Below are 26,072 nucleotides of genomic sequence, written 5' to 3'. Positions count from 1 at the left end.
GTAAAAGGGCGAATCTGGCGTGGTTTTTACCATCTGCAACAAACGATTCTCGCATCTGGAGGGAGGGAAATTCATGTCGGAGGTAAAAGTTAAAGAAAATGAATCCTTAGACAGCGCACTGCGTCGTTTTAAAAGAACATGTGCCAGAGATGGTATCATGGGCGAAGTTCGCAAAAGAGAGCATTATGACAAGCCCAGCGTAAAGCGCAAAAAGAAATCCGAAGCCGCAAGAAAACGTAAGTTTAAATAATTACAGAAAATCTAACGGCGAAGAGGGATGATGATATGTCATTAAAAGAGCAACTTTTTGCAGATTTAAAAACTGCGATGAAAGAAAAGGATGCTGTACGAAAAGACACTATACAGTTAGTTCGTTCAGGTATTCTTCAGATCGAGAAGGACAATAAAGTCGAGTTGGATGATGATGGCGTTATTGAGGTTGTCACCAAACAGCTGAAAAGCAGAAGAGATTCCCTTCCTGAATTTGAAAAAAGTGGAAGAACAGATCTAATCGAAAAACTCAATCAAGAGATCGACATTTTGTTAGGTTACCTTCCAGAGCAATTGAGTGAAATCGAAATCCAGACGATCGTAGAAGAAGCGATTAAGGAAACCGGCGCATCCTCCATTAAAGAAATGGGGAAAGTCATGGCGGTGATTACACCAAAAGTGAAGGGGCGTGCCGACAACAAGATCGTTGGCAGTTTTGTAAAGAAAATGCTCCAGGGCAATCAATAATCAAAGTAAATATTTTAAAGACCTGTTGGTGTAAAGCCAGCGGGTCTTTTCTTTTCTCAAAAAATAACGAAAATAAGACGAAGATAATTTGTAATTTTGTATGGGTTTAAATACAGTTTAACTTGACTTTAAGCGAATGCGTGTTATAATTACTTTAATAAATTAAAGCATAACCGCAAATATGCACTAAAGTGTTTCGGTTAATTTTGAGGGAGTGGTGTGGTATGAAAATGAAAAAAATGCGTTTGGTTGCAGCCATGGCTATGGCAGCAATGGTAGTTTCAATGACAGGCTGTGGTGGGGGAAGCGATACGGCTGAACCTGCTGGGGACGAAGGGGTATCTGAAACATCTTACAATGTAGGGGTTATGCAGTTGGTTGAACATCCTGCTTTAGATGCGGCTACACAGGGCTTTCAGGATAAGTTGAAAGAGCTATTAGGCGACTCGGTAACCTTCGATGTGCAAAATGCCCAGGGTGAAAGCACAAACTGTACGACGATTGCAACTAAATTTGTTTCTGATGGTGTAGATTTAATTATGGCGAATGCAACAGGTGCTGTTCAGGCAGCAGCAGCAGCAACCGGGGATATTCCAGTAGTAGGTACCTCTGTGACAGATTATAAAACAGCAGGCGTTATTGAAGAAAATGATGCGCCGGGAAGAAATGTAACAGGTGTTTCTGATTTAGCACCAGTAGATCAACAGGTGGCTCTTTTGCAAAAAGTAAATCCTGAGGCAAAAAAAGTAGCAATTGTATATTGCAGTGCTGAACCGAATTCCATTTTCCAGTCTGAATTGGCACAAAAATATTTGACCGAGGCAGGCATTGAGTTTAAAGAATATACAGCGGCAGACTCCAATGAGATTCAGGCAGTTATTACAAATGCCGTGGGTGAGTGTGACACCGTTTATATCCCTACAGATAATACCATGGCGAGCAACATGGAAATCATCAAAAACGTAACAGTACCTGCAGGTATTCCTGTTATTACTGGGGAAGAAGGTATGTGTGCAACTGGTGGTTTGGCAACATTAAGCATCAGCTACTACGAATTGGGCCTAAAAGCCGGTGAAATGGCTTATGAAATTTTAGTTAATGGTGCAGACCCTGCAACAACACCAATTGCCTTTGTTAGTGATAATATTGTACCAAAATTCAATGCTGAAATTGCAGAGGCTGTAGGCATTGCAATGCCAGAAGATTTTGAAGCAATTCAATAATCAAAGATACATACAAAAGAGGCAGAGCGGGCCAGGTGACTGACCGCTCCCTTTTTTCTACCTAAGGGATGTAAAATAGGATGCAAAGAATGGGGGAGGAATGACATGAATGTCATGGCGTTGATGAAGGCATTACCCGGTTCTGTGGCACAGGGGCTCATTTGGGGCTTACTTGCCATCGGGGTATATATTACATACAAAGTTTTGGACTATGCGGATTTGACTGTAGACGGTAGCCTATGCACAGGTGGTGCGGTTGCGGTTATGATGATGCTTGGGGGGTACAATCCCTATATCGCATTAATTGGTGCAACAGCGGCGGGTATGGTTGCCGGCTTAGTAACGGGGGTATTTCATGTAACTTTTGGTATCCCTGCTATTTTATCAGGCATTTTGACACAGCTAGGATTATATTCTGTAAATATGCGTATTATGGGGAAATCTAATCAAGCCATTAGCGTGGATAAATATAATTTGATCTTAAGCTTACGGGATATTCCCAATGCAATTTTCGTTTCTGCAATTTTTTGTGCCATTGTAATTGTTATTTTGTACTGGTTTTTTGGAACCGAGCTTGGGCGTTCTATTCGTGCAACAGGGAATAACGAAAGTATGTCTAGAGCCCAGGGCATAAACACAAAAACCATGAAAATTGTTGGCTTAATGATTTCCAATGGTTTGGTTGGATTGGCAGGTGCGCTGTATGCACAGTATCAGGGAAATGCGGACGTAAATATGGGCCGTGGTGCCATTGTCATTGGTTTGGCGGCGGTAATTATCGGGGGCGTTTTATTCGGCAAAATATTTAGGAATTTTGCTATGCGGTTGGTTGGCGTTATCTTTGGTGCTATTTTGTACTTCGTTGTTATTGCAGTAGTATTGCAGTTAGGCTTAGAGACCACAGACTTAAAGTTGGTAAGTGCTTTGATTGTGGCAACTTTCCTGGCTGTACCTTATATGAGAAGTCAATATTTCATGACTCATGGCAAAAAGGGAGGGAAGGCAAATGCTTGAAATTAAAAATGTTTATAAAACCTTCAACCCAAACACGCCAAATGAGAAAAAGGCATTGAATTGTCTTAATTTAACTTTAGAGCCGGGGGATTTTGTTACAATTATCGGTGGGAATGGTGCTGGTAAATCCACGATGTTAAATGCCATTGCAGGGGTTTGGCCTGTGGATAGTGGTCAAGTGATTATTGACGGAGTGGATGTAACAAAGTTACCTGAGCACAAAAGGGCCTTGTATTTGGGGCGTGTGTTTCAGGACCCAATGAATGGTACAGCCGCTGATATGGAAATTGAGGAGAACCTAGCTTTGGCATTTAGACGTGGAAAAATAAGAGGGCTTCGCTGGGGAATAACAGCAAAAGAAAGGGAAGAGTATAAAATATTATTAAAAACCTTAGATCTGGGGTTAGAGACACGCATGAGGGCAAAGGTTGGACTTCTTTCCGGTGGACAAAGACAGGCATTAACATTGCTTATGGCAACGTTGAAAAAGCCGAAACTTCTTTTGTTGGATGAACATACAGCGGCTCTTGACCCCAAAACGGCAGCGAAAGTTTTGGAGCTTTCCGACCGCATCATTGAGGAGCATAGCTTAACAGCTTTGATGGTTACCCACAATATGAAGGATGCCATTGCCCATGGTAATCGTTTGATTATGATGTGTGATGGACGGATTATATTGGACATCAAAGGGGAGGAAAAAAATAAATTAACCGTGGAAGACTTGTTGCAAAAGTTTTCCTTGGCAAGTGGTAGTGAATTTGTAAGCGATAGAGCTTTGTTGGGATAATAAATAAGGTGCGATTTCTTCTGTACACAAGGAGGAAATCGCACTTTTTTATGGAATAAAATAAAAACAAAAATCCCCCTTTTTACGCTGACTCCCCATTTTCTGGAAGAATATTTTTGCTAAAGGTGAAGGTTTAATTTTATGGTCGTATTTTTTGAACATTGCAAGACAAGGTATTTCTTGGCGTTTTCAAGCATAATGTAAACAAACGGTTTTTCGGATGGTGATGAGGTATATGGATTTACGAAGGGGTGTGACCGAAGCCTTAGACCTGCCAAAAGAAATTATGCTGGATTTACCGTTGATATCTTTAACGGGGCGGGAAGAGGTTACTGTTGAAAATCATAAAGGAATATTGACCTACGGAGAAGACAGCATTCGTATTGGTACGAAGGTAGGTACGCTATGCATTCGTGGGCAAGATTTGGGGCTAAAACAATTAACCGGGGAAGCGTTGGTGATAACGGGAAAGTTGATAGCTCTGGAATTTTTGACCTGATGAGGTGAGGATTTTGTTTCTGGCATTGTGGTATTATTTCCGTGGATATGTTATGATAAAAGTGAACGGTTTTGCCGCGGAGCGGTTTATGAATATGCTCTCTTATCGGGGAGTATACTTATGGGACGTGGAGTCTGACGGCGCTGGGGTGCGATTAAAAGCACCTATGGGAAGCATGAATTTGCTTTCTATGTGTGCGGAAAAAACCGGCTGTAGGATTGAGGTGCAAGGGTATGGTGGCTTTCCAGCTAAAGCCCATCGTTTTAAAGGACGACAGGTATTAACGACAGGAATCATGCTTTTTGCAGCAGGACTTTATTTGCTATCTTCTTTTATTTGGGTGATTCAAGTTGAAGGGAATGAGAGAGTTGAATCGGCAGAAATATTAACCTACTGCCAAGAGCTAGGGCTAAAGCCTGCAGCTTGGAAACGAGGGGTTGATCCAGAGAAAATCACGAAAGAACTGTTGATTCAGTTTCCCGATATTTCATGGGTAAGTGTGGGTGTAAAAGGAACCGACGTAACAATAAAGGTTGCTGAAACCATTGAGAAAACAGAGGTAGTGGACAAGGAGACGCCCAGTGATGTGATTGCTACTATGGATGGTGTTGTATTAAAAATCACAGCTGAACGAGGGACGCCTTTGGTCAAAGAAGGCGATGTGGTGAAAAAAGGTGACGTGCTGATTTCTTCGGAGGTTTTGATTGGCCTTGAAGGAGAAGAACAGCATTCGGAGTATGTGGCGGCAGAAGGTACTGTAACGGCGCGGGTTTGGGAGCAGTTAACAGATGAACTACCTCTTACATATGAAGAAAAAATTTATACTGGAGAAACAAAAACAAACAAAATTCTAAGTTTTTGGGGAAAAGATGCAGATTTTATTCATCCCTCCCTAGAAGGTGCAGAAGTCGATGTTGAGGTTCTTTTTGATAAAGAATTGTCTCTGGGTGATTTTAAGATGCCTATTTCTCTAAAAAAAGAGCAATATAATATATATACCCTTGAGAAAAAAAATCGTACTGTTGACGAGGCAAAGAAAGAGCTGGAAGATATGTTAAGAAAAAAGACGGAGCAATGCCTTAGTCCGTATGGTACAATTGAAAAGATAGAGGTACATTATGAAGAGTATACCGATTGCGTTCGTGCCAAAGGGCAAGCGGTGTTAACCGAGCGAATTGATGAAAAACAAAAAGCAGAGAAAGGGCGGGATGCCGTAGATGGCACAAATAGAGAGAGCGATACAGCTGGACAATAGGGTAATATTACCTGTGTTTGGACAGTTTGATGTAAATATAAGAAAGATTGAAAAAGAGTGTAATGTGAAGATTGTGAACCGCGGGGATGATGTGAAAATTAGCGGAGAAGAAGGAAATGTGCATCGAGCGTGGAGTGTTATGAATTCCATTGCGGCCTTGGCAAGAAAAGGTGAGGAGATAACGGATCAAAACTTGAACTATTTTATCGCTGCTGCTGAAGAGATGAACTTAGAAGAAGCAGAAAAAGTGTATAACGACTTGATTTGCCTTACTGCCAATGGAAGACCATTAAAGCCAAAAACACTGGGCCAAAAAAAATATGTGGATTTAATCAAAAATAACACTGTGGTTTTTGGCGTTGGTCCTGCGGGTACAGGCAAAACCTACCTGGCAATGGCAATGGCAATCACAGCCTTTAAAAATAACGAAGTAAGCCGAATTATCCTTACTCGCCCTGCCATTGAGGCTGGGGAGAAACTGGGTTTTTTGCCTGGGGATTTGCAGCAGAAGGTGGATCCGTATTTGAGGCCGTTGTATGATGCTCTTTATGAAATCATGGGTTCGGAAACCTTTTTGAAGAATATGGAAAGAGGATTAATCGAAGTTGCCCCATTGGCTTATATGCGTGGACGTACCTTAGATAATGCTTTTATCGTATTGGATGAAGCCCAAAATACAACCCCGGAACAAATGAAAATGTTTTTAACTCGCATTGGGTATGGTTCAAAAGCTGTGATTACAGGTGATGTGACCCAAATTGATTTAACGGAGGGAAAACGTTCGGGATTAACGGAAGCAACCAAGATATTATCCGGCATTGAGGGTATTGGTTTGATTACGCTAACAAACAAAGACGTAGTCCGTCATCCGTTGGTTCAAAAAATCATTCTAGCCTATGAAAAATTCGAGACCAAGAATCGGAGTGATCAGGATGGCAATAAGGACAAAAGAGGTAGGTATTAAACGGTATTCTCAATGGATTTTGCTGGGGATAGCCTTTATTCTTACGGTACTTTGCATTGGTGCAGGCCCTTATGGACAAAACGAAGAAATTGTTCAAGTTGGCGATGTGGCCATGAAGCGCTATGTGGCTACAAGGGATACGGTGGATGAGGTTACAACGGAAAAACTAAAGACAGCAGCGGCAAATAGTGTAGGACCAATTTACAAGAATGATGTTGTGGTGGAAGAAAATAGTACGAAGCAGGTCAATGACGTTTTTCAGGAGTTAAACGATTTAATTCTTGGGATGAACGATGGAGATGACTTTTACCAAAAGGTGCAAGGGGCATCCCTAAAGCTGCCTGTCGTATTGAGCAATCGTCAGTTATCTGCATATCAGGCCATGCCTTTGTCTAATCGCATTTTGTTTGCGGAAGACTGTGTTGGTATTCTGAACCAGATCTATGGAGAAGGTCTTTCTGCCGATGAGTTAGAACAAGGCAAAGCCCAGATAAAGGCGGGTGTTGCTGCCACTGCTTGGAGTACAGACTTAAAGGGAATGGCATATACCATTGTTTCTGCAGCCTTAGACCCCAACTTGGTGTTGGATGAAGATGCCATGGAAACCGCCAGAGAAGAAAAACGTGGTGAGGTAAACAGTGTTTGGATCCGTAAGAATCAAAAGATTGTAGATGAAGGAGAAATAATAACCCAGGATATATATGATAGATTGGTATCTTTAAAACTGATTGGTGATGCCAAAAAGGATGGTAGTTTAATCCCATTTTTAGGAAGCACCACCATTATAGCCCTTCTTTTGGGAGCCGTTAGCTTGCTTTTTTTATGGAATAAGGGAGCGGCCGTTTTGAAAAAAAACGAGATACGTATGCTATGTTGTGTATACACTATAATGGTTTTACTGTGTAAAGCCATGGCTTTATTGCCTTATTATTCATTAATACCCCTATGTTTATTTGCAATGTTGGTCAGTATCTTAATTGGGCGTAGAATGGCGCTTTTGATGAATTGTTTTTTCTGCATTGTTGCGTGTATGATTTTTAACGGGGATGTGGAATTTTTAACTTATGCTTTGATTAGTGGCTCCTTTGGTGCATTAATGATTCAAAAGACAGAACGTCGTGCCCATATGGTTCCTGTGGCAGTTGGTATGGCAATGGTAAACTTTATTGCAATGTTTGCTGTAGGTTTATTTTTTAGAGATGGATACACCACAGAGCTTGCCATTGCATCGGGATTAGGTGCGTTGATGGGGTTAATTGGTGTTGTCATTGCTGTAGGTAGTTTGCCATTTTGGGAAGGTGTTTTTGAGGCAAATACACCTTTGCGTCTATTGGAGCTGACAAACCCCAACAATGAGCTTTTAAGAAGGCTTATGATTGAAGCGCCAGGTACATATCACCACAGTTTAATTGTGGCGAATTTAGCAGAAACCGCTGTTTACGAAATAGGAGGCAATACGGCTTTGGCAAGGGCTGGGGCATACTATCACGATGTTGGAAAGCTAAAATACCCCATGTTTTTTGGCGAAAATCAATCGGGGCATAATCCCCATGATGATTTGGAGCCCAAAGCAAGTGCCCGCATTATTACGCAGCATACAAAAGCTGGGGTTGAACTGGGTATAGAATATGGGATCCCTAAGGTGATTTTAAATATTATGAAGGAGCACCATGGCACTTCTTTGGTAAAATATTTTTATTTTAAAGCATTAAAAACCTATGGTGCAGAAAATGTGGTAGAGGCGGATTACCGTTATGATGGACAAGTCCCATCTAGCAGAGAATCAGCAGTGGTTATGCTTGCAGACACCGTGGAGGCGGCAGTTCGGGCCATGCTAGGCAATGGCAAAACCTTGGATGATGTGGAAGAATTTATCAAAGGGCTAATAAAAGACAAATTGGACGACGGACAATTAAACCGCAGTGGCCTTGCAATTCATGAATTGGAAATTATACGCAAGGCATTTTTAAAGGTATTCCATGGGATGTATCATGAAAGAGTGAGCTATCCCAAAAAAGAGGATATCGAGGCTGCATCCCGAAAAACACAGATAGGAAAAGAGGAGGAAAGCAGTGACAATACTGATTGATAATCGTACAGAAGAAGTTCTTTCCCAGGAACTTTTTGAAGCCATTGAAAAAATGGTACATGAATCTTTACGCTATGAAGGCTTTGAACAGCCTTGCGAGGTAAGCGTGTCTATTGTGGTTAATGCAGAGATTCGGCAAATTAACAAGCAGTTTCGGGGGATAGACCGAGCAACAGATGTATTGAGCTTTCCGTTGCTTACTTTTGAAGAGGATGAAATTCTTGACTTGAATGAAAAGAACGAAGTGCTTTTGGGCGATATTATCATTTCTTTGGAACGGGCCAGAGAGCAGGCCCAGGAATACGGTCACTCTTTAAAAAGAGAAGTAGCATTTTTGACTGCCCATAGTATGTTGCATCTTTTGGGTTATGATCATATGAAAGAAGATGAAGAAAAAGAAATGTTTTCAAAGCAACGGGAAATACTGATAAATGCAGGCATTCCCAGAGAATAGAGGAGATGGTTATAATGAAAGACCATGAACTGGTTGTACTGGCAAAAAAGGCTATGGAAAAATCCTATGCTCCTTATTCAAAGTTTAAAGTAGGAGCGGCATTGTTGGGGAAAGATGGAATTGTATACCTTGGTTGTAATGTGGAAAATGCATCTTTTGGTGCTACCATTTGTGCAGAAAGAATAGCCCTTACAAAGGCTGTTTCTGAAGGGGCAAGAGAGTTTGAAAAAATTGCTATTGTTGCAAGCTCCGGTGAGTATGCAGCTCCATGTGGAATTTGTAGGCAGGTATTATACGAATTTATGCCCGATGGAGAAGTAATCCTAGATAGTAACGAGGAAGGCATGAAAGTGATGAAGTTAAAAGAGCTTCTACCTATGGGCTTTCGTGGGGAAGATATAAAGTAAGCGGGGGAAAGCTATGGCTGAAAAAACCTGGGAAACATTAGAAGGTGCTTGTCGCAGCTGTAAGAAATGTAGGCTTTGGGAGTTGCGTACAAATGTGGTAATTGGCAAAGGTAACCCAAAGGCAGATATTATGCTTATCGGTGAAGGTCCCGGTCAACAGGAGGATTTGCAAGGTGAGCCTTTTGTTGGACCCGCAGGGCAGTTGTTGGATAAAATGCTGGCTAGTGTAGGGCTTTCTTTGGAGGATGTTTATATTGCCAATATTGTCAAGTGTCGGCCGCCTGGCAATAGAGACCCTTATGATGATGAGAAGCAGGCTTGCTTAAACTTTTTGAGGTATCAGCTAAAACTTGTAGAGCCGAAGATTGTTGTTTGCTTGGGGCGTGTAGCAGCTTGTGCGATTATTGACCCTGAATTTCGTATTACACGTCAGAGGGGACATTGGTTTTCCGTAAAAGGCTACGAGTTTATGGCCACCTATCATCCTTCGGCTCTTATGAGAGATGAAGAGAAAAAAAGACCTGCTTGGGAAGACATGAAAGCAATCCGCAAAAAATGGGATGACCTAAAGTAACTTTTGTACTATAAAATCTTACTCAGGTAAAATGAATCATAGCTGGATAGAGGGCTAGTGTTCAAATTCATTAGAGTTCTGGTCAAACAGTTGCGTTGAGGGGGGCTACCTCAAAGCATAATTATCATATAGAAGCACTTGCGAAAAAATGCATATATGGATACAATAGAGAAAATTGATTGGGAGGAAGATCATATGAATGCTTTAGTAGAAAAATTTGCTCATATAGAAGTGAAGCCTAATGCAAAAACCATGGAAGAAGTGGTGGCTTATATTGAAGAAAATTGGAATGCCCAGAGAGTAAAGATTAAAGAGAAAGATTACATCATTCACTATAAAAATGCCATGGAATTCATGAAACAAATGGGCAAAAGCACAGAGGGCGTGCAGGAAGAAATCAGAAGATATGAATTGCCAAATAAAATTTGTGTTGTATTAGGCATGCAGTCAGAATATATGACAGCAGAGGCAGGCATGAAGTATTATCAGGCGTTAACCTTAATCAAAGGCTTAACACAAGAGGATATAGACACTAAAAATGATCGTTGGTTGCAATATATGATGTTGTTAAGCATGCAGCAAGATTGGGATGCAAAGGAAGCGGAGTATAAAGCACAGTTGGAAGCGCAGAAAGCAGAGGAGCAAGCATGAAAAAATTTCGTTCCGGTTTTATTACTTTAATCGGTAGACCTAACGTAGGTAAGTCTACATTAATGAACTGTCTGATTGGGGAAAAAATCGCAATTACATCTCATAAACCACAAACAACACGGAATAAAATCACAAGTATTTTGACTAAAGAAGACTTCCAATGTGTATTTTTAGATACGCCGGGAATTCATAAGCCCAAGCATAAACTGGGTGAGTATATGGTGCGTTCAGCGGAAAATACATTTAATGAGGTTGATTTGGTTTTGATGCTAATTGAGCCTACGGAAAAAGTAATGGATATGGATCAATATGTAATTGACCGCCTTCAAAACGTTAAAACCCCTGTGGTTCTAGTCATCAATAAAATTGATACGATTGAGAGAGACAAGCTGTTGGAGGTTATTGATGCTTACCGTCAATTGTATGCCTATGCTGAGGTAGTGCCTATTTCTGCAATGAAAGGCAGTAATACAGATGAATTAATGAGGGTTATTAAAAAATACTTGCCTGAGGGACCCCAGTATTTCCCTGAAGATATGGTTACTGATCAACCAGAAAGGCAAATTGCATCTGAAATTATACGTGAAAAGGCCCTATACTTGTTGCAAGATGAAATTCCCCATGGTATTGCAGTGGAAATTATGTCTATGAAAAAACGTCCAGACCAAAATATGGTGGATGTAGAGGCAACCATTTATTGTGAAAAAGATTCCCATAAGGGAATTATTATTGGCAAGCAGGGGAGTATGTTAAAAAGAATTGGCTCTCAAGCAAGAAGGGATATGGAAAGATTGCTAGGCTCTCCAATCTACCTACAGCTTTGGGTTAAGGTCAAAAAGGACTGGAGAGATAGTGACTTTTTACTGAAAAATTTTGGTTATGATAAACGAAATATCTGATAAATTCAAGAATTGACTCCTTTTAAGAAGCCGTTGGTATTTATTTACCAGTATGCTTTTGGTTTTGTTCCATAACATAACCATGAAAGGGGACGGTATTATGAATGAGCAAAATAAGAAAGCATACTGGCAGAAGTTTGTACAATCAGGACAGATTGAAGATTATCTTCGGTACAAATCCGGTATGGGAGACAAGCCAAATCCCCGACGGAGAATATCTGACAGTACAAAAAACAAGGAGTTCTATTGAAAATGAGGGAAAAAAGTGGGTGTGGTTGAGCTTAGAGGTATTGTAATTGCAGAAAATCAGAGGGGAGAGAGCAACAAACAACTCATGGTTTTGGCAAAAGGAATTGGGAAAGTTATGTTAACTGCCCGAGGGGCAAAAAATACCAAAAGTAAGCTGTTAGCTGGCACACAGTTATTTTCCTATTGTGATTTTTTGGTCTATGAAGGAAAAGGATTTTACTCTCTAACACAGGCTGATTTGATTCAAAATTTTTATGAAATACGTACGGACATGGATAAGCTGGCTGAAGCTGTTTATATGGGAGAATTGGTTGAGAAAACCTGTCCTGAGGGAATGGAACAGGATGAAACTTTAAGGCTCTTTCTGTATGCTTTGGCGGTGTTGGAGAAATCAAAAATACCGCCAAGGCTTATTTCCCGTATTTTTGAGGTAAAATATTTACAGATTTCAGGCCTTTTGTCTTATGAAGGTTGCATGGTTTGTGGCCATGATAAAGATTCCTTATTTTTTCATGAAAGAGATGGTGAATTCCTTTGCATGGAGCATTGCTGTGGTGGGGAAATTCCACTCATGGGAGCAGTGCAAAAGGCATTATCCTTTATTACCCAGAGGGATGGAAAGCAAATATTTTCCTTTACACTCTCCCCAGAGGCATTGTTACAAATGGATTTGGTTTTAAAAAGGTATTTGGAGGTACATATGGGGGTAGGTTTAAAAAGCCGAGAATTTAGTAAAGAATTATGATTAGGCAGTTTATGTGGATGTATCCCTATATTTATGTTAGGCATAGACAACAGTTTTGAAATGCAAAAATGAAGCCTTAGATGAAAAAAGAAAAATAGGTATTGACAGAAATCGGGGAAAGTGTTAGCATAAGGGCTAAATCGAATAACTGCGATGAAAAAGAGGAGTATCCGTAATATGTTTTCAGAGAGTCTTCGCTAGGTGGAAAGAAGACAGCAGAATACGGGGAAGGGCACTTTGGAGCAGGACTTCACAAGAGTGGATTTATGCATCCAGCATAAATCAATAAGGGTGGAACCGCGGAAGATAGACTTTCGTCCCTTGCTTTTACAGCGAGGGAGGGAAGTTTTTTTATTTCCTTTCCTCGGTAAAAATCTTATCGACTTTTTTGAAGGAGGAATTATCATGGCTGAGAAAACAATGGAAAAGGTAGTAGCATTAGCAAAGAACAGAGGTTTTGTATACCCTGGTTCTGAAATTTACGGTGGTTTGGCGAACACATGGGATTACGGCCCCATTGGTGTAGAATTGAAAAACAACGTAAAAAAAGCTTGGTGGAAGAAATTCATTCAGGAAAGCCCTTACAATGTAGGTGTTGATTGCGCAATCTTGATGAACCCTCAAACATGGGTGGCTTCTGGTCATGTTGGTGGTTTCAGTGATCCTTTGATGGATTGTAAAGAATGTAAGGAACGTTTCCGTGCAGATAAATTGATTGAAGATTATATTGCAGCAAATGAAATGTCTGAAATGGTGGTTGATGGTTGGAGCAACGAAGAAATGAAGAAATTTGTGGATGACCACAATGTAGCTTGCCCTTCTTGTGGTGCCCATAACTTCACTGATATTCGTCAGTTTAACTTGATGTTTAAAACCTTCCAAGGCGTAACTGAGGATGCCAAGAACGTTGTATATCTTCGTCCTGAAACAGCTCAGGGCATTTTTGTAAACTTTAAAAACGTACAGCGTACCAGTAGAAAGAAACTTCCCTTTGGTATTGGCCAGGTTGGTAAATCTTTCCGTAATGAAATCACGCCTGGTAATTTTACATTCCGTACTAGGGAATTTGAACAGATGGAATTAGAATTTTTCTGTGAACCAGGTTCTGATTTACAATGGTTTGAATACTGGAGAAACTTCTGTAAAGAATGGTTATTGAAGTTAAACATGAAGGAAGACAGCATTCGTCTTCGTGACCATGAACAGGAAGAACTTAGCCATTACAGCAATGCAACAACAGATATCGAATTTAGATTCCCCTTTGGTTGGGGTGAACTTTGGGGCATCGCAGACAGAACAAATTTTGACTTAAGATGTCATCAGGAAGTAAGTGGTCAGGATATGACTTATTACGATCAAGAAAAGAATGAGAAATATATTCCTTATTGTATAGAGCCATCTTTGGGCGCTGATCGTGTGACATTGGCATTCTTATGTGAAGCATATGACGAGGAGGAGGTTGGAGAAGGAGATGTAAGAACAGTTTTACGTTTCCATCCCGCAATTGCACCTGTAAAGGCGGCCATCCTACCCCTTTCCAAGAAGCTAAGTGAAAAGGCAACAGAAGTATTTGCTTTGCTTTCTAAGGAATTCAACTGTGAATTTGATGAATCTGGTTCTATCGGTAAGCGTTACCGCAGACAGGACGAAATTGGTACACCTTTCTGTATCACATATGACTTTGATTCTGAAGAAGATCTAAGCGTAACAGTTCGTGATAGAGATACCATGGAGCAGATTAGAATGCCCATTGCTGAATTGACAGCATACTTGAAAGAAAAAATGGAGTTCTAATTTACGAAATAAGTGCAGTTGTGTTTTGTATATAGAAATAACATCCTTATAGAGAAGCACCCCGTTCTAATGGCGGGGTGCTTTTGTGTTTTGGCTAAATGAATGAACAGAGTTTCACTAAGGGAAAATTTTTTTGAAACAGGCCGATTAATACAATTTTAAGAATCCCTTAGAGTTTAAATACTGATTTGGTTTCTTATTTTTGGTATAATTATTTTATATCTAAGATAAGAAAATCTCTAGAGGAGAAATAATACATCATAAAAGGAGACGATTTGATATGGTGACTTGTAAGAATCTTTATGATAACGGTAATATGAAACAAATTGATGGGAAGGGACAGTATAAGGTTTTTGAACATCAGAAGGATATGAGTGTGACCCCAGATAATGCAATCTCTGCTTATTTTGCTTCCGAAATGAATGTTAGACGCAGGCAGGTTCTTGTTGAGCTTGCAGGCGGAAGCTGCATTGTACAGGGAGGTTTGATGCAATGGACAGCAGGGCAGGTTCAGCTTACCAGTGGCATAAAAGGTGTGGGAGATTTTTTAGGTAAAGCCATTGGCTCAAAGGTAACAAAGGAGTCTGCTGCAAAACCGGAATATAAGGGGCAAGGTTTGATTATGCTGGAGCCTACATATAAGCATATTTTGCTGGAAGAAGTTTCCCAATGGAATGGTCTGGTTTTAGACGATGGGTTATTTATGGCTTGCGATGGCACTGTGGAACAAAAGGTGGTTGCTAGAAGCACAATTTCTTCAGTAGCGTTAGGTAATGAGGGATTATTTAACCTTTGCTTAAAGGGCAAGGGTCTTGCTGTACTGGAAAGTCCTGTCCCTAGAGAGGAGCTTTTAGAGTTTATTTTGGAGGATGATGAAATCAAAATTGATGGCAATATGGCCATTGCCTGGTCCAACTCACTCAAATTTACCGTGGAACGATCTTCAAAAACGCTTTTAGGGTCAGCTGTTTCAGGAGAGGGATTGGTAAATGTTTACAGGGGGTCTGGCCGCGTTTTGGTAGCACCTACAATAAAATAAAGAAAGTTTCATATTCTTTTCAGATATAAATTTTATGAATTTCGTTTTTTTGCTAGATTTTCTTGCAAAATTTCAGGAAACACTGTATACTTATTGCTTATAACATAAAACTTATAAGGAATAAAAACCTAGAAGCAAAAAAATAAGTGGGACATTTAATGTCCCATGATGCAATATGCTGACCATGATGAATGGTTGGCATATTTTTTTTGGCAAGTTGAAGTAAAAACAGGGGATAAAACAAGAAATTTATTGCACAATGACGGCTTCCTGTTTTTTTATAAGAACAATAAAGTAGAATGCGCTACTTCCTCGTTGGAATTTCATTGTGATTTGCAGATGAAAATGATATAATTTATTTGAATTAAACTTTCCAAATTTTTTAGGAGAAATTCTAAGTCTTACATCCAGATGGAAAACAGGAGGTAATGTGTATGAGCAAGAAATATGTTTATATGTTCAGCGAGGGAAATGCATCCATGAAGAACCTTTTAGGCGGAAAAGGTGCCAACCTTGCGGAAATGACAATGTTGGGTCTGCCTATTCCTCAGGGCTTTACCATTTCTACAGAAGCCTGCACAGAATACAACGAAGGCGGTAAAAAACTGACTGAAGAAATGATTGCACAGATTGAAGTGGCACTGAGCAAGCTTGAAGAAATCGCCGGTAAAAAGTTGGGTGATCCCCAGAACCCCCTTCTGGTTTCCGTACGATCTGGCGCGAGAGCGTCTATGCCTGGTATGATGGATACCGTATTAAATCTTGGTTTGAATGACGTATCTGTAGAAGGATTGGCAAAGAAAACTGGAAACCCAAGATTTGCCTATGACTCTTACAGAAGATTTATTATGATGTTTGCGGATGTTGTAATTGGTGTATCCAAATCTAAATTTGAAAGAAAACTTGACGAATACAAAGAAGAAGTTGGTGCTAAGTTTGATACAGACTTGACAGCTGAAGACCTCAAAAAGGTAACTGCTATGTTTAAACAGATTTATTTGGAAGATCAGGGAAAAGATTTCCCTCAAGATCCAAAGGAGCAGCTTTTTGAAGCAGCGATGGCTGTATTTCGTAGCTGGGATAATCCCCGTGCATTCGTTTATCGAAGGATGAATGATATTCCATATAGCTGGGGTACAGCAGTTAACGTACAGATGATGGTATTTGGTAATATGGGTGACACCTCTGGAACTGGTGTTGCTTTTACAAGAAATGCTGCGACTGGAGAAAAAGCAATGCTGGGTGAATATTTGGTAAATGCCCAGGGTGAGGACGTTGTTGCTGGTGTTCGAACACCGAACCCCATTGCAAAGCTGGCGGATGACATGCCAGAGGTTTACAGAGAGTTTATGGAAATTTCCAACAAATTGGAAAATCATTATAAAGATATGCAGGATATGGAGTTTACCGTCGAAGAGGGTAAACTATATTTCTTGCAGACAAGAAACGGAAAGAGAACAGCCAATGCTGCATTGCGTATTGCCGTTGATATGGTAGAAGAAGGCTTGATTACTAAGGAAGAGGCGTTGATGAAAGTTGATCCCAAACAGTTGGATCAAATTTTACATCCTGCTTTCGATCCCAAAGCATTAAAAGCAGCAACGCCTTTGGGCAAGGGTTTGCCTGCATCACCTGGTGCTGCAGCGGGCAAGGTATGTTTTACTGCAGAAGATGCGAAAGACAGAGCAGAAGGTGGAGACAGAGTTATTTTGGTTCGCTTGGAAACATCTCCAGAGGATATTGAAGGTATGGCTGCTGCACAGGGTATCTTAACTGTTCGTGGTGGTATGACTTCCCATGCAGCTGTAGTTGCCCGTGGTATGGGTACTTGCTGTGTATCTGGATGTGAAGAAATCAAGATGAATGAAGCAGCAAAAACATTTACTTTAGGCGGTAGAACATTTAAAGAAGGGGATTACATATCACTCGATGGTTCTACTGGAAATATTTATGGAGAAGATATTCCTACAGTTGACCCTGAAATTAGTGGTAACTTTGCAAAGTTTATGGCATGGGCAGATGAACGCAGATCCCTTAAGGTTAGAACAAATGCTGATACACCCCATGATGCCCAAACAGCAATCGATTTCGGTGCAGAAGGTATTGGCTTAACAAGAACTGAGCATATGTTCTTTGAGGGCGATAGAATCATGAAGTTTAGAAAAATGATTCTAGCAGACACTGTGGCAGAAAGAGTCGAAGCCCTGAAAGGAATTGAGCCATTTCAGAAAGAGGACTTTAAGGGGATTTATAAAGCAATGCAGGAAAGACCAGTAACCATTCGTTTGCTGGATCCTCCTCTGCATGAATTTATGCCTAACACAGATGAAGAATTTGAAATTTTAGCAAAAGAAACAGGTAAAACTGTGGAAGAGTTAAAAGTGAAGGCAAGAGGATTGCATGAATTAAACCCGATGATGGGGCATAGAGGTTGCCGCTTGGCAGTAAGCTATCCTGAAATTGCTGAGATGCAGACAAGAGCAATTATGGAAGCAGCTGTAGAAGTTTCTGCGGAATTAAACATTAACATTAAGCCTGAAATCATGATTCCCTTAATTGGAGAAATTAAGGAATTGAAATATGTTAAAAATATTGTTGTTGAAACAGCAGAGAAGGTTTTGGCTGATACAGGAATAAAACTGGAATACCTTGTAGGTACCATGATCGAAATTCCTAGAGCTGCATTGACAGCAGATGAAATTGCAACTGAAGCTGAGTTCTTCTCCTTTGGTACCAATGACTTGACACAGATGACATATGGCTTATCTCGTGATGACGCAGGTAAAATTTTAGCGGATTACATAGATAGAAATATTTATGAATGTGATCCTACTGCAAGACTGGATAGAACAGGTGTAGGTATGCTGATGAAATGGGCAGTTGAAAAAGCATTGCCAGTTCGTCCTGATATTCATTTGGGTATCTGCGGTGAGCATGGTGGGGATCCCTCCTCTGTTGAGTTCTGCCATCTAATTGGATTGGATTATGTTTCTTGTTCTCCTTTCCGAGTTCCAATTGCAAGATTGGCTGCAGCACAGGCTCAAATCAACTATCCCAGAGATACAAGAAAACACTGATTTTAAAAGAAGGTTGAAAACGCAAAAATGAACAGTACCCCTAAAGTTAGACAGTATGGTATACTGCAAATAACTTTGGGGGTATTTTTATGCAAACAGGGAGCCGTTTTAGGGAAGTATTCAAATAGGACATTGTTGAAAACATGGGACAAAACCAATTAGGGCATGCAGAATCAGCAGGGTAACATGTTTGTCGGGACATGAACCAGTAAGTATCTTGAAGAAGGAAGGAATTAAAGACATAATTCCCACCAAATTAGTAAAATCAGCGCAAAAAGTACCATTTTATGGTCACAGGCAAAGGCACATAGCAGAGAGTAAGTGTAAATAGAGATTGTTTGGATCATGCAGTAATTGAAACCTTCTTTGTTTTGCTCAAAAATAGACTGCTATATTTACCAAAATTTTAAGCACTTGAGAGTTTTAGGATTGAGCACAATGACTACCTAATTGCAATAACCTCGATTATGGAAAAACGAAAGGGGTTACCTCCTGTTCTACATAGACAACAACCACCCGGTTACTTAATTTTATATTTCCAGCTTTTTGTGTGACTTGAAAAAATGGTTTGGCCTTTTTTAGTAGAATTATTACATTTTTATATAAGAAAATATAATAACTCCTAAGATTTTATCAACTAAATTACTTATCCGAATGAAATTTTGTAATAAAATGCAAGTTTAGAAGATTATAAAAGATTTAATGTCATTTAACATAAAAAATAATTGATTAATGTTGATTTTTACCAAACATTTATCTATAATTATACATAGTGAGATTATGGTGTTTAAGAAGTACGAATCATATACCAGACTATTTAAGTCTAATTACTAAATAGAGGGTATAAATTTGTACTTTTATGTTATTTTACAGTAAATTTTGATTCAAACGTATAATTATTCCACATCAATCACAAAATGTGAAAAAATGGAATGAGTAAGTTTACATAACATGAAGTTATCTGGTCGAATAAGAGGGGTGCGTATCATTGTTTAATAATTCAGTATTGATGTCTCAAAAAATGGCTGATTTTTTATGGCAAAAGCAACAAGTAACTTTAAATAATATTGCCAACTCATCCACACCTGGTTACAAAGCACAATATGTTACCTTTCAGGATGAGTTGAAACGCAAATTAGACTTTTATGGGGAAATGGGTGTAAGCAAAATTAGAGATGGAATATCGGAATCCTCCGTTAGGGTTCATACCAAAAAAGATGAGTCTAGTCGATTGGATGGGAATAACGTGAATATGGATGTGGAACAAGTTGAGTTGGCTAGTGCCACCATACAGTATCAAATGGCCATTAACAATATAAATAATGAGTTTAATAGGATTCGTAGTGTGATAAAATAATTAGGAGGGGTATTTGTGGCTTTTTTGAATGGGATGAATATTAGTGCGTCAGGGTTGACAGCGCAGAGGGCTAGGCTAGATGTTACTGCGGAAAATATATCAAATGCCAATACCACCAGAACAGAAAGTGGAGACCCATATAGAAGGCGTATGGTGGTGTTTGAGCCTAGAAATCAAGGTGGTTTTCAGGAAATTTTTAGTCGTACAGCTAGGGGCAAGTATTCAAGTCAGCAAGGGGTTATTGTAAGTGAAATTATTGAAGACGAAAGCCCTTTTAAGTCGGTATATGATCCTACCCATCCAGATGCAGATGAAAATGGTTATGTCATGATGCCGAATGTGGATTTACTTAAGGAAACCATTGATGGGATGGAAGCATCTAGGGCATATGATGCCAATGTGACGGCGTTTAATGCAATGAAGGCTATGGCTACAAAGGGACTTGAGGTTGGAAGATAATAATTTGGAGGAAAACATATGTCAATGACACCACTTAATCGGTTGGAACCAATGCAGTTACTTGATCAAACAAATGCTAGCAGTAAAATGAAGACCAACCAATACGATTTTAGAAATATTTTTTCAGAGGCAGTTACAAATGTAGTTGAAAGTGAAAATAATTTGGCGAAGGAACAATATTTGTTTGCTAGTGGCCAGAATGAGGATACTCATTCATTGGGAATTGCTGCAACCAAGGCTCAAATTTCTGTGGATTTATTGGTTACTTTGAGAAATAAAGCGCTAGAATCTTATAATGAATTAATGAGAATTAGCCTCTAATTGTTGCATATGGCATTTAATCTCTGGCCTTTTTTTAAGGTAGGATGAAACCGCAGTAAATACGGTAGCAGGGACAAGTTTTTACGAAAAATGAGGTGTCATCAAATGCTAGCAAATCCGTTATTTTTCACAGATTGGACAATAAAGTTTAACTTATGGTTGGGATTTGTTAAAGGCTTAGTTATTAGAAAAATATAGAGTAAGAGGGGTACCAGTTTGAATGCGAAAATGAAAGAATTGTTTCAAAAAGGCAAAGAAATAATTGGAAAGATTAATCCGAAAATGAGAAAAATGGTGCTAGGCGGGGCGTGTCTAGTAATTCTTTTTTCCATAGGTATTGCAGTTTTTTTGAATAATAAACCATACGAAACACTTTTTAGTGGTTTAAATCAGCAAGAAGCAAGTGAGATTATGGAAAAATTGCAGGGCATGGGCGTTGAGTATAAGTATGGGAATGATGGGGTTATATCGGTACCCAAGGATCAGGAAGAAAAGCTAAAGGCTCAGCTTGTTTATGAAGGATATCCTAAAAGTGGTTTTACATATGACGTGTTTAAAGATAACATTGGGATGACAACCACTGACTTTGAAAAAAATAGCTATAAATTATTTGAACTACAAAATAGAATGGGCGCCACCATTCGCCTGTTTCAAGGTGTAAAAGATGCAAAGGTCACAATTGCCCTAGCTGAAGACAAAAAATATGTTCTAAACGATAAGAGTGTGCAAGAAGCACAGGCGTCTGTTGTTGTAATCATGCAGGATGGTGGGTCACCCACAATAGAGCAGGTGAAAGGTATCCAGAGGTTGGTGGCGAAAAGTATTCCTTCTATGGAGATGACAGATGTTGCAGTGTTAGATGGAAATGGAAATGATGTTTCAGCAAGCACTGATAGCATTTCAGAAGGCGCCAATAAGCTGAAACTTGAGTTTGAAAAGCATATGGATGACGCCATTCGGGCTAAAGTTCTCAATGTGCTAAGCCCTATTTATGGCGCAGATAATGTAAAAGTTTCTGTTAGAACAACAGTTGATGTAGACAAAAAGATTCGAGAAATCATAAACCATGAAACTCCTATTGAAAATTCTGATAAGGGGATTCCCGGCACAGAGTCAAGCGGTGTTGAAATAGTAAAAGATGGAGAAGCGGCAGGTGGTGTTCCAGGAACCCAGTCTAATGCGGAAGTTCCTACCTACTCTCAAGTAGAACGAGATGGCAGTGAAACATATTATAAACAAGAGAACAATATTGATTATTTAGTTAATCAACTTACGGAGCAAGCCCAAATAGATTCTGGTAGTATTCAAGATATTTCTATCTCCGTAGCTATTAATAGTGAAACTACGGGCAACCTTTCTGAGAGGGATCTGAAGGGGCTGGTAGGTAATGCAGCTGGGATTACAAAGGATAACCAAGATGAAAAAATTGCCATTGTTGCCGCGCCTTTTTTTGAAGGCAATTCTATGCCTTCAACCCTTGATGATTTGGGTAAGAATAATTGGATTATTATTGGAGCCATCGCAACAGGGGTTCTACTCATCATTTTAGTATTCGTCATTCTCATTGTATCAAAAAGGAAAAAGAAGAAAAAGCAGATGAGTTCCATCGAAGTAACCAGAGAACCATCCATTTCGCCAGATGCATATTTAAAACAGTTGAAACAGAGGCAACAAGAAGATGCTGAGAACCAAATTTTGAACTTATCAAATGAAAAAGGGCTAGAGCTAAAAAATAAAGTTCGTGACCTGGCTGGAGATAATCCTGAAATTTCGGCACAGCTTATTAGAACTTGGCTAAGAGGGGGAGAGTAAAAGTGGCAAAAGAAAATTTAGTGACGCCAGAACAGAAGGCCGCTGCGGTTGTTATCTCCCTTGGTGCAGAAAAAGCAGCACAAGTGTATAAATATTTAACGGAAGAAGAAGTTCAAAGGTTGACCATTGAGGTTGCAAAGCTAGGCTTTTTACCAGCAGAGGTCACAGAGAGTATTCTTGATGAGTTTTATAAAAATTGTATGCTTCAGAAAGTAGTTACAGAAGGTGGTATGGAGTACGCCAGAAGTGTTTTAGAAAAAGCTTTTGGTGAGGATGTGGCAAACAATTTACTAGGAAAGGTTGAAAGAACCTTAAAATCCAGAGTGTTCTCTTTCTTAAGCAAGTATGATGATTTGTCTATCTTCTCCATCTTAAGCAATGAAAGACCACAAACCATAGCGTTGGTTCTTTCCTACATGGATTCAGATCGGGCTGCAAACATTATTGCAGGACTGCCGGAACAAAGAAAGATTAGTGTAGTAGAGGCAATCGCCCGTATGGATAGCGCAGCGCCTGAGGCCATGAGAATAGTTGAGAGGGAAGTGGAGAAAAAGCTATCGTCTGTGATGACAACAGATTATACGAAGATTGGTGGTATTGATTATATTGCCGAAGTAATGAACTATGTAGACAGAAGTGATGAGAAATATATTTTTGATGAACTTAGTAAGAAAGATGTTGAACTTGTTGAAGAGATTCGTAAAAAGATGTTTGTGTTCGAAGATATTGTGGGGATGGACAATCTTTCTATTCAGCGTGTTATCCGTGAGGTTGATCAAAAAGACTTGGTTTATGCCCTTAAGGGTGCGCAGAGCGAGGTTGCAAGTGTTATTTTTGCAAACATGTCTGCTCGTATGACAGAAACCATTAAGTCTGAACTTGAAATAACAACGAACGTTCGTGTTAGAGATGTTGAAGACGCACAGCAGAGGATTGTGAGCGTAGTTAGAAAGCTTGAGGATGCAGGCCAGATTATCGTTTCTAAGGGTGGAAAGGATGATATTATTGCATAAGGAAGGATCAACGGTGGGCTCTTTTGCTTTTGCACAATTCGGAGCCGATGTTGAGGAAAAGAGCCATTCATGTGAAGCTGGTTGTGAAATTGTTCTTCCGGAGTTTGAAACTGAAGTATTAATAGAAGCTGAAAAGGAAGAACCAGAAGAAGAATTCCCAACAGAACTACTAGAGGATAAACTGCTTTTAAAGGAAATGGAAAAAAGGGAAGAGGAGCTTAGGGAAAAAGAAAAGAGAATCATTCATGAGGCGCGAAGAAAAGCGGAAGACATACTAAAAGAGGCCTTGGATGATGCAGAGGAAATAAGGGTAAACGCCTTCGACCAAGCATCTAGAGAAGGCTATCAAGATGGTTTTGAAAAAGCCTATGCAGAGCATAAAGCAAAGATGGATGAAGATACAGCAATTTTCCTCATCAAAGTAAGGGATATTATCCAGACTTTTGAAGCAGAAAAAGAAGCTTTAATTTCTCAAAACATTGATGAATTAAAGGAATTGGTGCTGGTGATTGCCGAGAAGGTGATTCAAGTGAGCTTAAAAACCAGCGGTGAAATTATTAAAAAGATGATAGTGACAGCAACAAACAAAATGAAGTATAAAGAATGGGCAAAAATTTATATTTCGAAAAGTGATTCATCATTAATTATTGAATCCAATGCCGATTTGCTGGATGCAATTTCTCATTTGTCAGAACATATCAAGGTTGTCGTTATGGAGGATTCAGCACCAGGAACTTGTATTATTGAACTGCCAGATCAAATTATTGATGCTAGTGCAAACACCCAGTTGGAAAATATCAGGGGGATTATGAAGAGCGTTGGTACTCTCGGAGGGAATAACATTGTTTAATGAATTGGTGGATGTTATCAAACGCACAAATACCATTAGCCATATCGGGAAAATTGAAAATATTGTTGGAATGGCAATCGAAGCATCCGGCAGAAAAGCCAGTATTGGCGAAATCAGTATGATCTATAACGAAAATGAGAAAAGACAAATCATGGCTGAAACCGTTGGCTTTCGGGATGATCGAATTCTTTTAATGCCTTATGAAAGCATCAAGGGGGTTTCCGCAGGTACCTTTGTAAAAAATACAAATGAGTGCTTAAAAATACCAGTAGGGGATTTTTTGCAAGGCAGGATCATTGACGCTATGGGAAGGCCGATGGACGGCTTAGGCGAAATAAAGACAAATCAATTTTTTTCGGTGGATAGTATTGCTACAAACCCACTGACCAGGCCGCCAATCCAAGAGAAAATGGAGTTTGGAGTAAGGGCTATTGATGGGTTGCTTTCCATTGGCAAGGGACAGAGAATGGGCATTTTTGCAGGTAGTGGTGTAGGTAAGAGTACCTTGCTAGGTATGATTGCAAAAAACGTTAAAACAGATATAAACGTCATAGCACTGGTGGGAGAAAGAGGACGAGAAGTGCGTGAATTTATTGAACGTGACTTGGGTGAGGAAGGGCTAAAACGTTCAGTTTTAGTCGTTGCAACCTCAGATCAGTCCGCCATGCTGCGTATGAAATGTCCTTTGGTGGCCACAGCCATTGCCGAATATTTTAAGAATCAAGGAAAGGACGTTCTTTTAATGATGGACTCCCTAACGCGATTTGCTATGGCACAGCGAGAGATTGGACTAGCTATCGGTGAGCCACCAATTGCTAGGGGATACACACCATCGATTTATGCGGAGATGCCAAAACTACTGGAACGAACAGGTAATTTTAAGGAAGGCTCTATTACTGGCATCTACACTGTACTTGTTGAAGGAGATGATACCAATGATCCTATCGCAGATACAGTAAGAGGTATTATTGATGGACACATTGTGTTGTCCAGAAAGTTGGCCAATAGCAATCATTTTCCTGCAATTGATGTAAACGCAAGTATATCAAGACTAATGAGTTCTATTGCAGAGCAGCACCACCTTTCTTTGGCATCCCGATTAAGGGATATCCTTAGCATTTATGAAAAGAACGAGGACTTGATCTCTATTGGTGCCTATAAGCATGGTACAAACCCAAAGTTGGATTTTGCTGTTTCTAAGATTGATAAAATCAATGGGTTTTTAAAGCAGGGTGTAGATGAGAAAATTTCCTTTGAACAAACACTGAAGCAGATGGAGGAAATTTTAAAGTAAATGCTGGCGATTTATTATGTGGGTGATAAAATGAAAAAGTTTAGTTTTCAGCTTGAGTCGGTAATGAATTTTAAAAATCAACGCTTAGACAGTAAGAAGGCTGAGCATGCAAAAATAGTTGCAATGGTCAATGATCAAAATGATAAAATTAACAACCTTTTAGAAAAGTTTAAGGGCGTTAATCATGAATTTAATGCAAAAAAGATAGCGGGTATCGCCATTATTGACGCTATGGAATATTCTGGATTTTTGTATAAGCTTGAGATTGAAATACAGCAAGCAAAACGCTATTTGGAGGAGCTTAAGCATAAGGAAGAGTTAAAACGAGCAGAAGTGGTAGAGATTAAGGTTGAAACTTCAACGTTAGAAAAACTAAAGGAAAAAAAACTGGAGGTTTATAATAAAGAAGTGCAAAAAAGTGAAGAGTTGTACATAGAAGAGTTTGTTTCCAGAAATTTGTGATGAGGAATAGTTTAAACTAAAAACATATATAAAAAACCCCCTTTCA

At 39.6% G+C, this 26,072-nt stretch carries 27 protein-coding genes and 1 other annotated feature; all 27 genes read left to right on the top strand.

Annotated features, from left to right (window positions below; all coding sequences use genetic code 11):
• Positions 1-73: 73 nt before the first annotated feature.
• The 27 genes from rpsU (at position 74) to fliJ (ending at position 26,026) form a co-directional block, all read left to right on the top strand.
• Positions 74-250 carry a 30S ribosomal protein S21 gene (rpsU, locus tag ABVZ64_RS02985; RefSeq protein ID WP_022255363.1) on the top strand — a complete coding sequence of 59 codons (177 nt, stop codon included), beginning with the start codon at positions 74-76 and terminating at the stop codon, positions 248-250.
• Between the two features lie 35 nt (positions 251-285).
• The gene (locus tag ABVZ64_RS02980) at positions 286-738 is read left to right on the top strand and encodes a GatB/YqeY domain-containing protein (protein WP_352399569.1); all 453 of its coding nucleotides are present in this window, start codon (positions 286-288) and stop codon (positions 736-738) included.
• 224 nt (positions 739-962) lie between these two features.
• Entirely contained in the window at positions 963-1,961 is a 999-nt protein-coding gene (locus ABVZ64_RS02975) for an ABC transporter substrate-binding protein (RefSeq protein ID WP_352399568.1), read from the top strand.
• Between the two features lie 105 nt (positions 1,962-2,066).
• Complete coding sequence (locus tag ABVZ64_RS02970) at positions 2,067-2,975, top strand: ABC transporter permease (RefSeq protein ID WP_352399567.1); 909 nt, start codon at positions 2,067-2,069, stop codon at positions 2,973-2,975.
• Positions 2,968-3,762, top strand: coding sequence for an ABC transporter ATP-binding protein (locus ABVZ64_RS02965; RefSeq protein ID WP_352399566.1), 795 nt, complete (start codon positions 2,968-2,970; stop codon positions 3,760-3,762). Before ABVZ64_RS02970 ends, ABVZ64_RS02965 begins: the two co-directional genes overlap by 8 nt.
• A gap of 235 nt (positions 3,763-3,997) precedes the next feature.
• Positions 3,998-4,261 (top strand): sporulation protein YqfC, encoded by a 264-nt coding sequence (yqfC, locus tag ABVZ64_RS02960; RefSeq protein WP_352399565.1) that lies wholly within the window; start codon positions 3,998-4,000, stop codon positions 4,259-4,261.
• 13 nt (positions 4,262-4,274) lie between these two features.
• Positions 4,275-5,516 carry a sporulation protein YqfD gene (yqfD, locus tag ABVZ64_RS02955; protein WP_352399564.1) on the top strand — a complete coding sequence of 414 codons (1,242 nt, stop codon included), beginning with the start codon at positions 4,275-4,277 and terminating at the stop codon, positions 5,514-5,516.
• Entirely contained in the window at positions 5,479-6,480 is a 1,002-nt protein-coding gene (locus tag ABVZ64_RS02950; RefSeq protein WP_352399563.1) for a PhoH family protein, read from the top strand. Before yqfD ends, ABVZ64_RS02950 begins: the two co-directional genes overlap by 38 nt.
• Positions 6,449-8,569, top strand: a complete 2,121-nt coding sequence (locus tag ABVZ64_RS02945; protein WP_352399562.1) for an HD family phosphohydrolase — start codon at positions 6,449-6,451, stop codon at positions 8,567-8,569. Before ABVZ64_RS02950 ends, ABVZ64_RS02945 begins: the two co-directional genes overlap by 32 nt.
• Positions 8,553-9,023, top strand: coding sequence for an rRNA maturation RNase YbeY (ybeY, locus tag ABVZ64_RS02940; RefSeq protein WP_352399561.1), 471 nt, complete (start codon positions 8,553-8,555; stop codon positions 9,021-9,023). Before ABVZ64_RS02945 ends, ybeY begins: the two co-directional genes overlap by 17 nt.
• Before the next feature lie 14 nt (positions 9,024-9,037).
• The gene (cdd, locus tag ABVZ64_RS02935; RefSeq protein ID WP_352399560.1) at positions 9,038-9,430 is read left to right on the top strand and encodes a cytidine deaminase; all 393 of its coding nucleotides are present in this window, start codon (positions 9,038-9,040) and stop codon (positions 9,428-9,430) included.
• A 13-nt stretch (positions 9,431-9,443) separates the two neighbouring features.
• Complete coding sequence (locus ABVZ64_RS02930; protein WP_352399559.1) at positions 9,444-10,004, top strand: uracil-DNA glycosylase; 561 nt, start codon at positions 9,444-9,446, stop codon at positions 10,002-10,004.
• Between the two features lie 195 nt (positions 10,005-10,199).
• Positions 10,200-10,655 (top strand): hypothetical protein, encoded by a 456-nt coding sequence (locus ABVZ64_RS02925; protein WP_352399558.1) that lies wholly within the window; start codon positions 10,200-10,202, stop codon positions 10,653-10,655.
• A complete protein-coding gene (gene era, locus ABVZ64_RS02920) occupies positions 10,652-11,554 on the top strand; it encodes a GTPase Era (protein WP_352399557.1) in 903 nt (300 codons plus the stop codon). The genes ABVZ64_RS02925 and era overlap by 4 nt, the downstream gene beginning before the upstream one ends.
• Before the next feature lie 104 nt (positions 11,555-11,658).
• Positions 11,659-11,850, top strand: a complete 192-nt coding sequence (locus ABVZ64_RS02915) for a hypothetical protein (RefSeq protein WP_352399556.1) — start codon at positions 11,659-11,661, stop codon at positions 11,848-11,850.
• Entirely contained in the window at positions 11,820-12,548 is a 729-nt protein-coding gene (gene recO, locus ABVZ64_RS02910) for a DNA repair protein RecO (RefSeq protein WP_352399555.1), read from the top strand. The genes ABVZ64_RS02915 and recO overlap by 31 nt, the downstream gene beginning before the upstream one ends.
• 144 nt (positions 12,549-12,692) lie before the next feature.
• Positions 12,693-12,873: a binding site (T-box leader), on the top strand.
• Between the two features lie 80 nt (positions 12,874-12,953).
• Positions 12,954-14,342 (top strand): glycine--tRNA ligase, encoded by a 1,389-nt coding sequence (locus tag ABVZ64_RS02905; protein WP_352399554.1) that lies wholly within the window; start codon positions 12,954-12,956, stop codon positions 14,340-14,342.
• Between the two features lie 280 nt (positions 14,343-14,622).
• Positions 14,623-15,381: an AIM24 family protein gene (locus ABVZ64_RS02900; protein WP_352399553.1), complete on the top strand. Its 759-nt coding sequence runs from the start codon at positions 14,623-14,625 to the stop codon at positions 15,379-15,381.
• A 434-nt stretch (positions 15,382-15,815) separates the two neighbouring features.
• Positions 15,816-18,458 carry a pyruvate, phosphate dikinase gene (gene ppdK / locus ABVZ64_RS02895; RefSeq protein ID WP_352399552.1) on the top strand — a complete coding sequence of 881 codons (2,643 nt, stop codon included), beginning with the start codon at positions 15,816-15,818 and terminating at the stop codon, positions 18,456-18,458.
• Between the two features lie 988 nt (positions 18,459-19,446).
• Positions 19,447-19,815: a flagellar basal body rod protein FlgB gene (gene flgB, locus ABVZ64_RS02890; protein ID WP_352399551.1), complete on the top strand. Its 369-nt coding sequence runs from the start codon at positions 19,447-19,449 to the stop codon at positions 19,813-19,815.
• 15 nt (positions 19,816-19,830) lie between these two features.
• On the top strand, positions 19,831-20,274 hold the full coding sequence (gene flgC / locus ABVZ64_RS02885) for a flagellar basal body rod protein FlgC (protein WP_352399550.1): 444 nt from the start codon (positions 19,831-19,833) through the stop codon (positions 20,272-20,274).
• An 18-nt stretch (positions 20,275-20,292) separates the two neighbouring features.
• On the top strand, positions 20,293-20,595 hold the full coding sequence (gene fliE / locus ABVZ64_RS02880; protein WP_352399549.1) for a flagellar hook-basal body complex protein FliE: 303 nt from the start codon (positions 20,293-20,295) through the stop codon (positions 20,593-20,595).
• Positions 20,596-20,811: 216 nt separating this feature from the next.
• Entirely contained in the window at positions 20,812-22,407 is a 1,596-nt protein-coding gene (gene fliF, locus ABVZ64_RS02875; RefSeq protein WP_352399548.1) for a flagellar basal-body MS-ring/collar protein FliF, read from the top strand.
• Between the two features lie 2 nt (positions 22,408-22,409).
• Positions 22,410-23,420: a flagellar motor switch protein FliG gene (gene fliG, locus ABVZ64_RS02870; RefSeq protein ID WP_352399547.1), complete on the top strand. Its 1,011-nt coding sequence runs from the start codon at positions 22,410-22,412 to the stop codon at positions 23,418-23,420.
• Entirely contained in the window at positions 23,404-24,270 is an 867-nt protein-coding gene (locus ABVZ64_RS02865; RefSeq protein WP_352399546.1) for a FliH/SctL family protein, read from the top strand. Before fliG ends, ABVZ64_RS02865 begins: the two co-directional genes overlap by 17 nt.
• The gene (gene fliI / locus ABVZ64_RS02860; protein ID WP_352399545.1) at positions 24,263-25,564 is read left to right on the top strand and encodes a flagellar protein export ATPase FliI; all 1,302 of its coding nucleotides are present in this window, start codon (positions 24,263-24,265) and stop codon (positions 25,562-25,564) included. The genes ABVZ64_RS02865 and fliI overlap by 8 nt, the downstream gene beginning before the upstream one ends.
• Positions 25,565-26,026: a flagellar export protein FliJ gene (gene fliJ / locus ABVZ64_RS02855; protein ID WP_352399544.1), complete on the top strand. Its 462-nt coding sequence runs from the start codon at positions 25,565-25,567 to the stop codon at positions 26,024-26,026.
• The last annotated feature ends 46 nt before the right edge of the window (positions 26,027-26,072 follow it).

The sequence above is a fragment of the Anaerotignum sp. genome (genome assembly GCF_040307045.1).
In the GTDB taxonomy this organism is placed as follows: Bacteria; Bacillota; Clostridia; order Lachnospirales; family Anaerotignaceae; genus Chakrabartyella.
Note: the sequence above shows the minus strand (reverse complement) of the source record. Positions and strands in the feature narration are given on the sequence as shown.

Excerpts from the sequence above, each read along its gene's own strand:
- rpsU (WP_022255363.1), top strand. The coding sequence starts at position 74 with ATGTCGGAGGTAAAAGTTAAAGAAAATGAATCCTTAGACAGCGCACTG.
- ABVZ64_RS02980 (WP_352399569.1), top strand. The coding sequence starts at position 286 with ATGTCATTAAAAGAGCAACTTTTTGCAGATTTAAAAACTGCGATGAAA.
- ABVZ64_RS02975 (WP_352399568.1), top strand. The coding sequence starts at position 963 with ATGAAAATGAAAAAAATGCGTTTGGTTGCAGCCATGGCTATGGCAGCA.
- ABVZ64_RS02970 (WP_352399567.1), top strand. The coding sequence starts at position 2,067 with ATGAATGTCATGGCGTTGATGAAGGCATTACCCGGTTCTGTGGCACAG.
- ABVZ64_RS02965 (WP_352399566.1), top strand. The coding sequence starts at position 2,968 with ATGCTTGAAATTAAAAATGTTTATAAAACCTTCAACCCAAACACGCCA.
- yqfC (WP_352399565.1), top strand. The coding sequence starts at position 3,998 with ATGGATTTACGAAGGGGTGTGACCGAAGCCTTAGACCTGCCAAAAGAA.
- ABVZ64_RS02950 (WP_352399563.1), top strand. The coding sequence starts at position 5,479 with ATGGCACAAATAGAGAGAGCGATACAGCTGGACAATAGGGTAATATTA.
- ABVZ64_RS02945 (WP_352399562.1), top strand. The coding sequence starts at position 6,449 with ATGGCAATAAGGACAAAAGAGGTAGGTATTAAACGGTATTCTCAATGG.
- cdd (WP_352399560.1), top strand. The coding sequence starts at position 9,038 with ATGAAAGACCATGAACTGGTTGTACTGGCAAAAAAGGCTATGGAAAAA.
- ABVZ64_RS02930 (WP_352399559.1), top strand. The coding sequence starts at position 9,444 with ATGGCTGAAAAAACCTGGGAAACATTAGAAGGTGCTTGTCGCAGCTGT.
- ABVZ64_RS02925 (WP_352399558.1), top strand. The coding sequence starts at position 10,200 with ATGAATGCTTTAGTAGAAAAATTTGCTCATATAGAAGTGAAGCCTAAT.
- era (WP_352399557.1), top strand. The coding sequence starts at position 10,652 with ATGAAAAAATTTCGTTCCGGTTTTATTACTTTAATCGGTAGACCTAAC.
- ABVZ64_RS02915 (WP_352399556.1), top strand. The coding sequence starts at position 11,659 with ATGAGCAAAATAAGAAAGCATACTGGCAGAAGTTTGTACAATCAGGAC.
- ABVZ64_RS02905 (WP_352399554.1), top strand. The coding sequence starts at position 12,954 with ATGGCTGAGAAAACAATGGAAAAGGTAGTAGCATTAGCAAAGAACAGA.
- ABVZ64_RS02900 (WP_352399553.1), top strand. The coding sequence starts at position 14,623 with ATGGTGACTTGTAAGAATCTTTATGATAACGGTAATATGAAACAAATT.
- ppdK (WP_352399552.1), top strand. The coding sequence starts at position 15,816 with ATGAGCAAGAAATATGTTTATATGTTCAGCGAGGGAAATGCATCCATG.
- fliE (WP_352399549.1), top strand. The coding sequence starts at position 20,293 with ATGTCAATGACACCACTTAATCGGTTGGAACCAATGCAGTTACTTGAT.
- ABVZ64_RS02865 (WP_352399546.1), top strand. The coding sequence starts at position 23,404 with ATGATATTATTGCATAAGGAAGGATCAACGGTGGGCTCTTTTGCTTTT.
- fliJ (WP_352399544.1), top strand. The coding sequence starts at position 25,565 with ATGCTGGCGATTTATTATGTGGGTGATAAAATGAAAAAGTTTAGTTTT.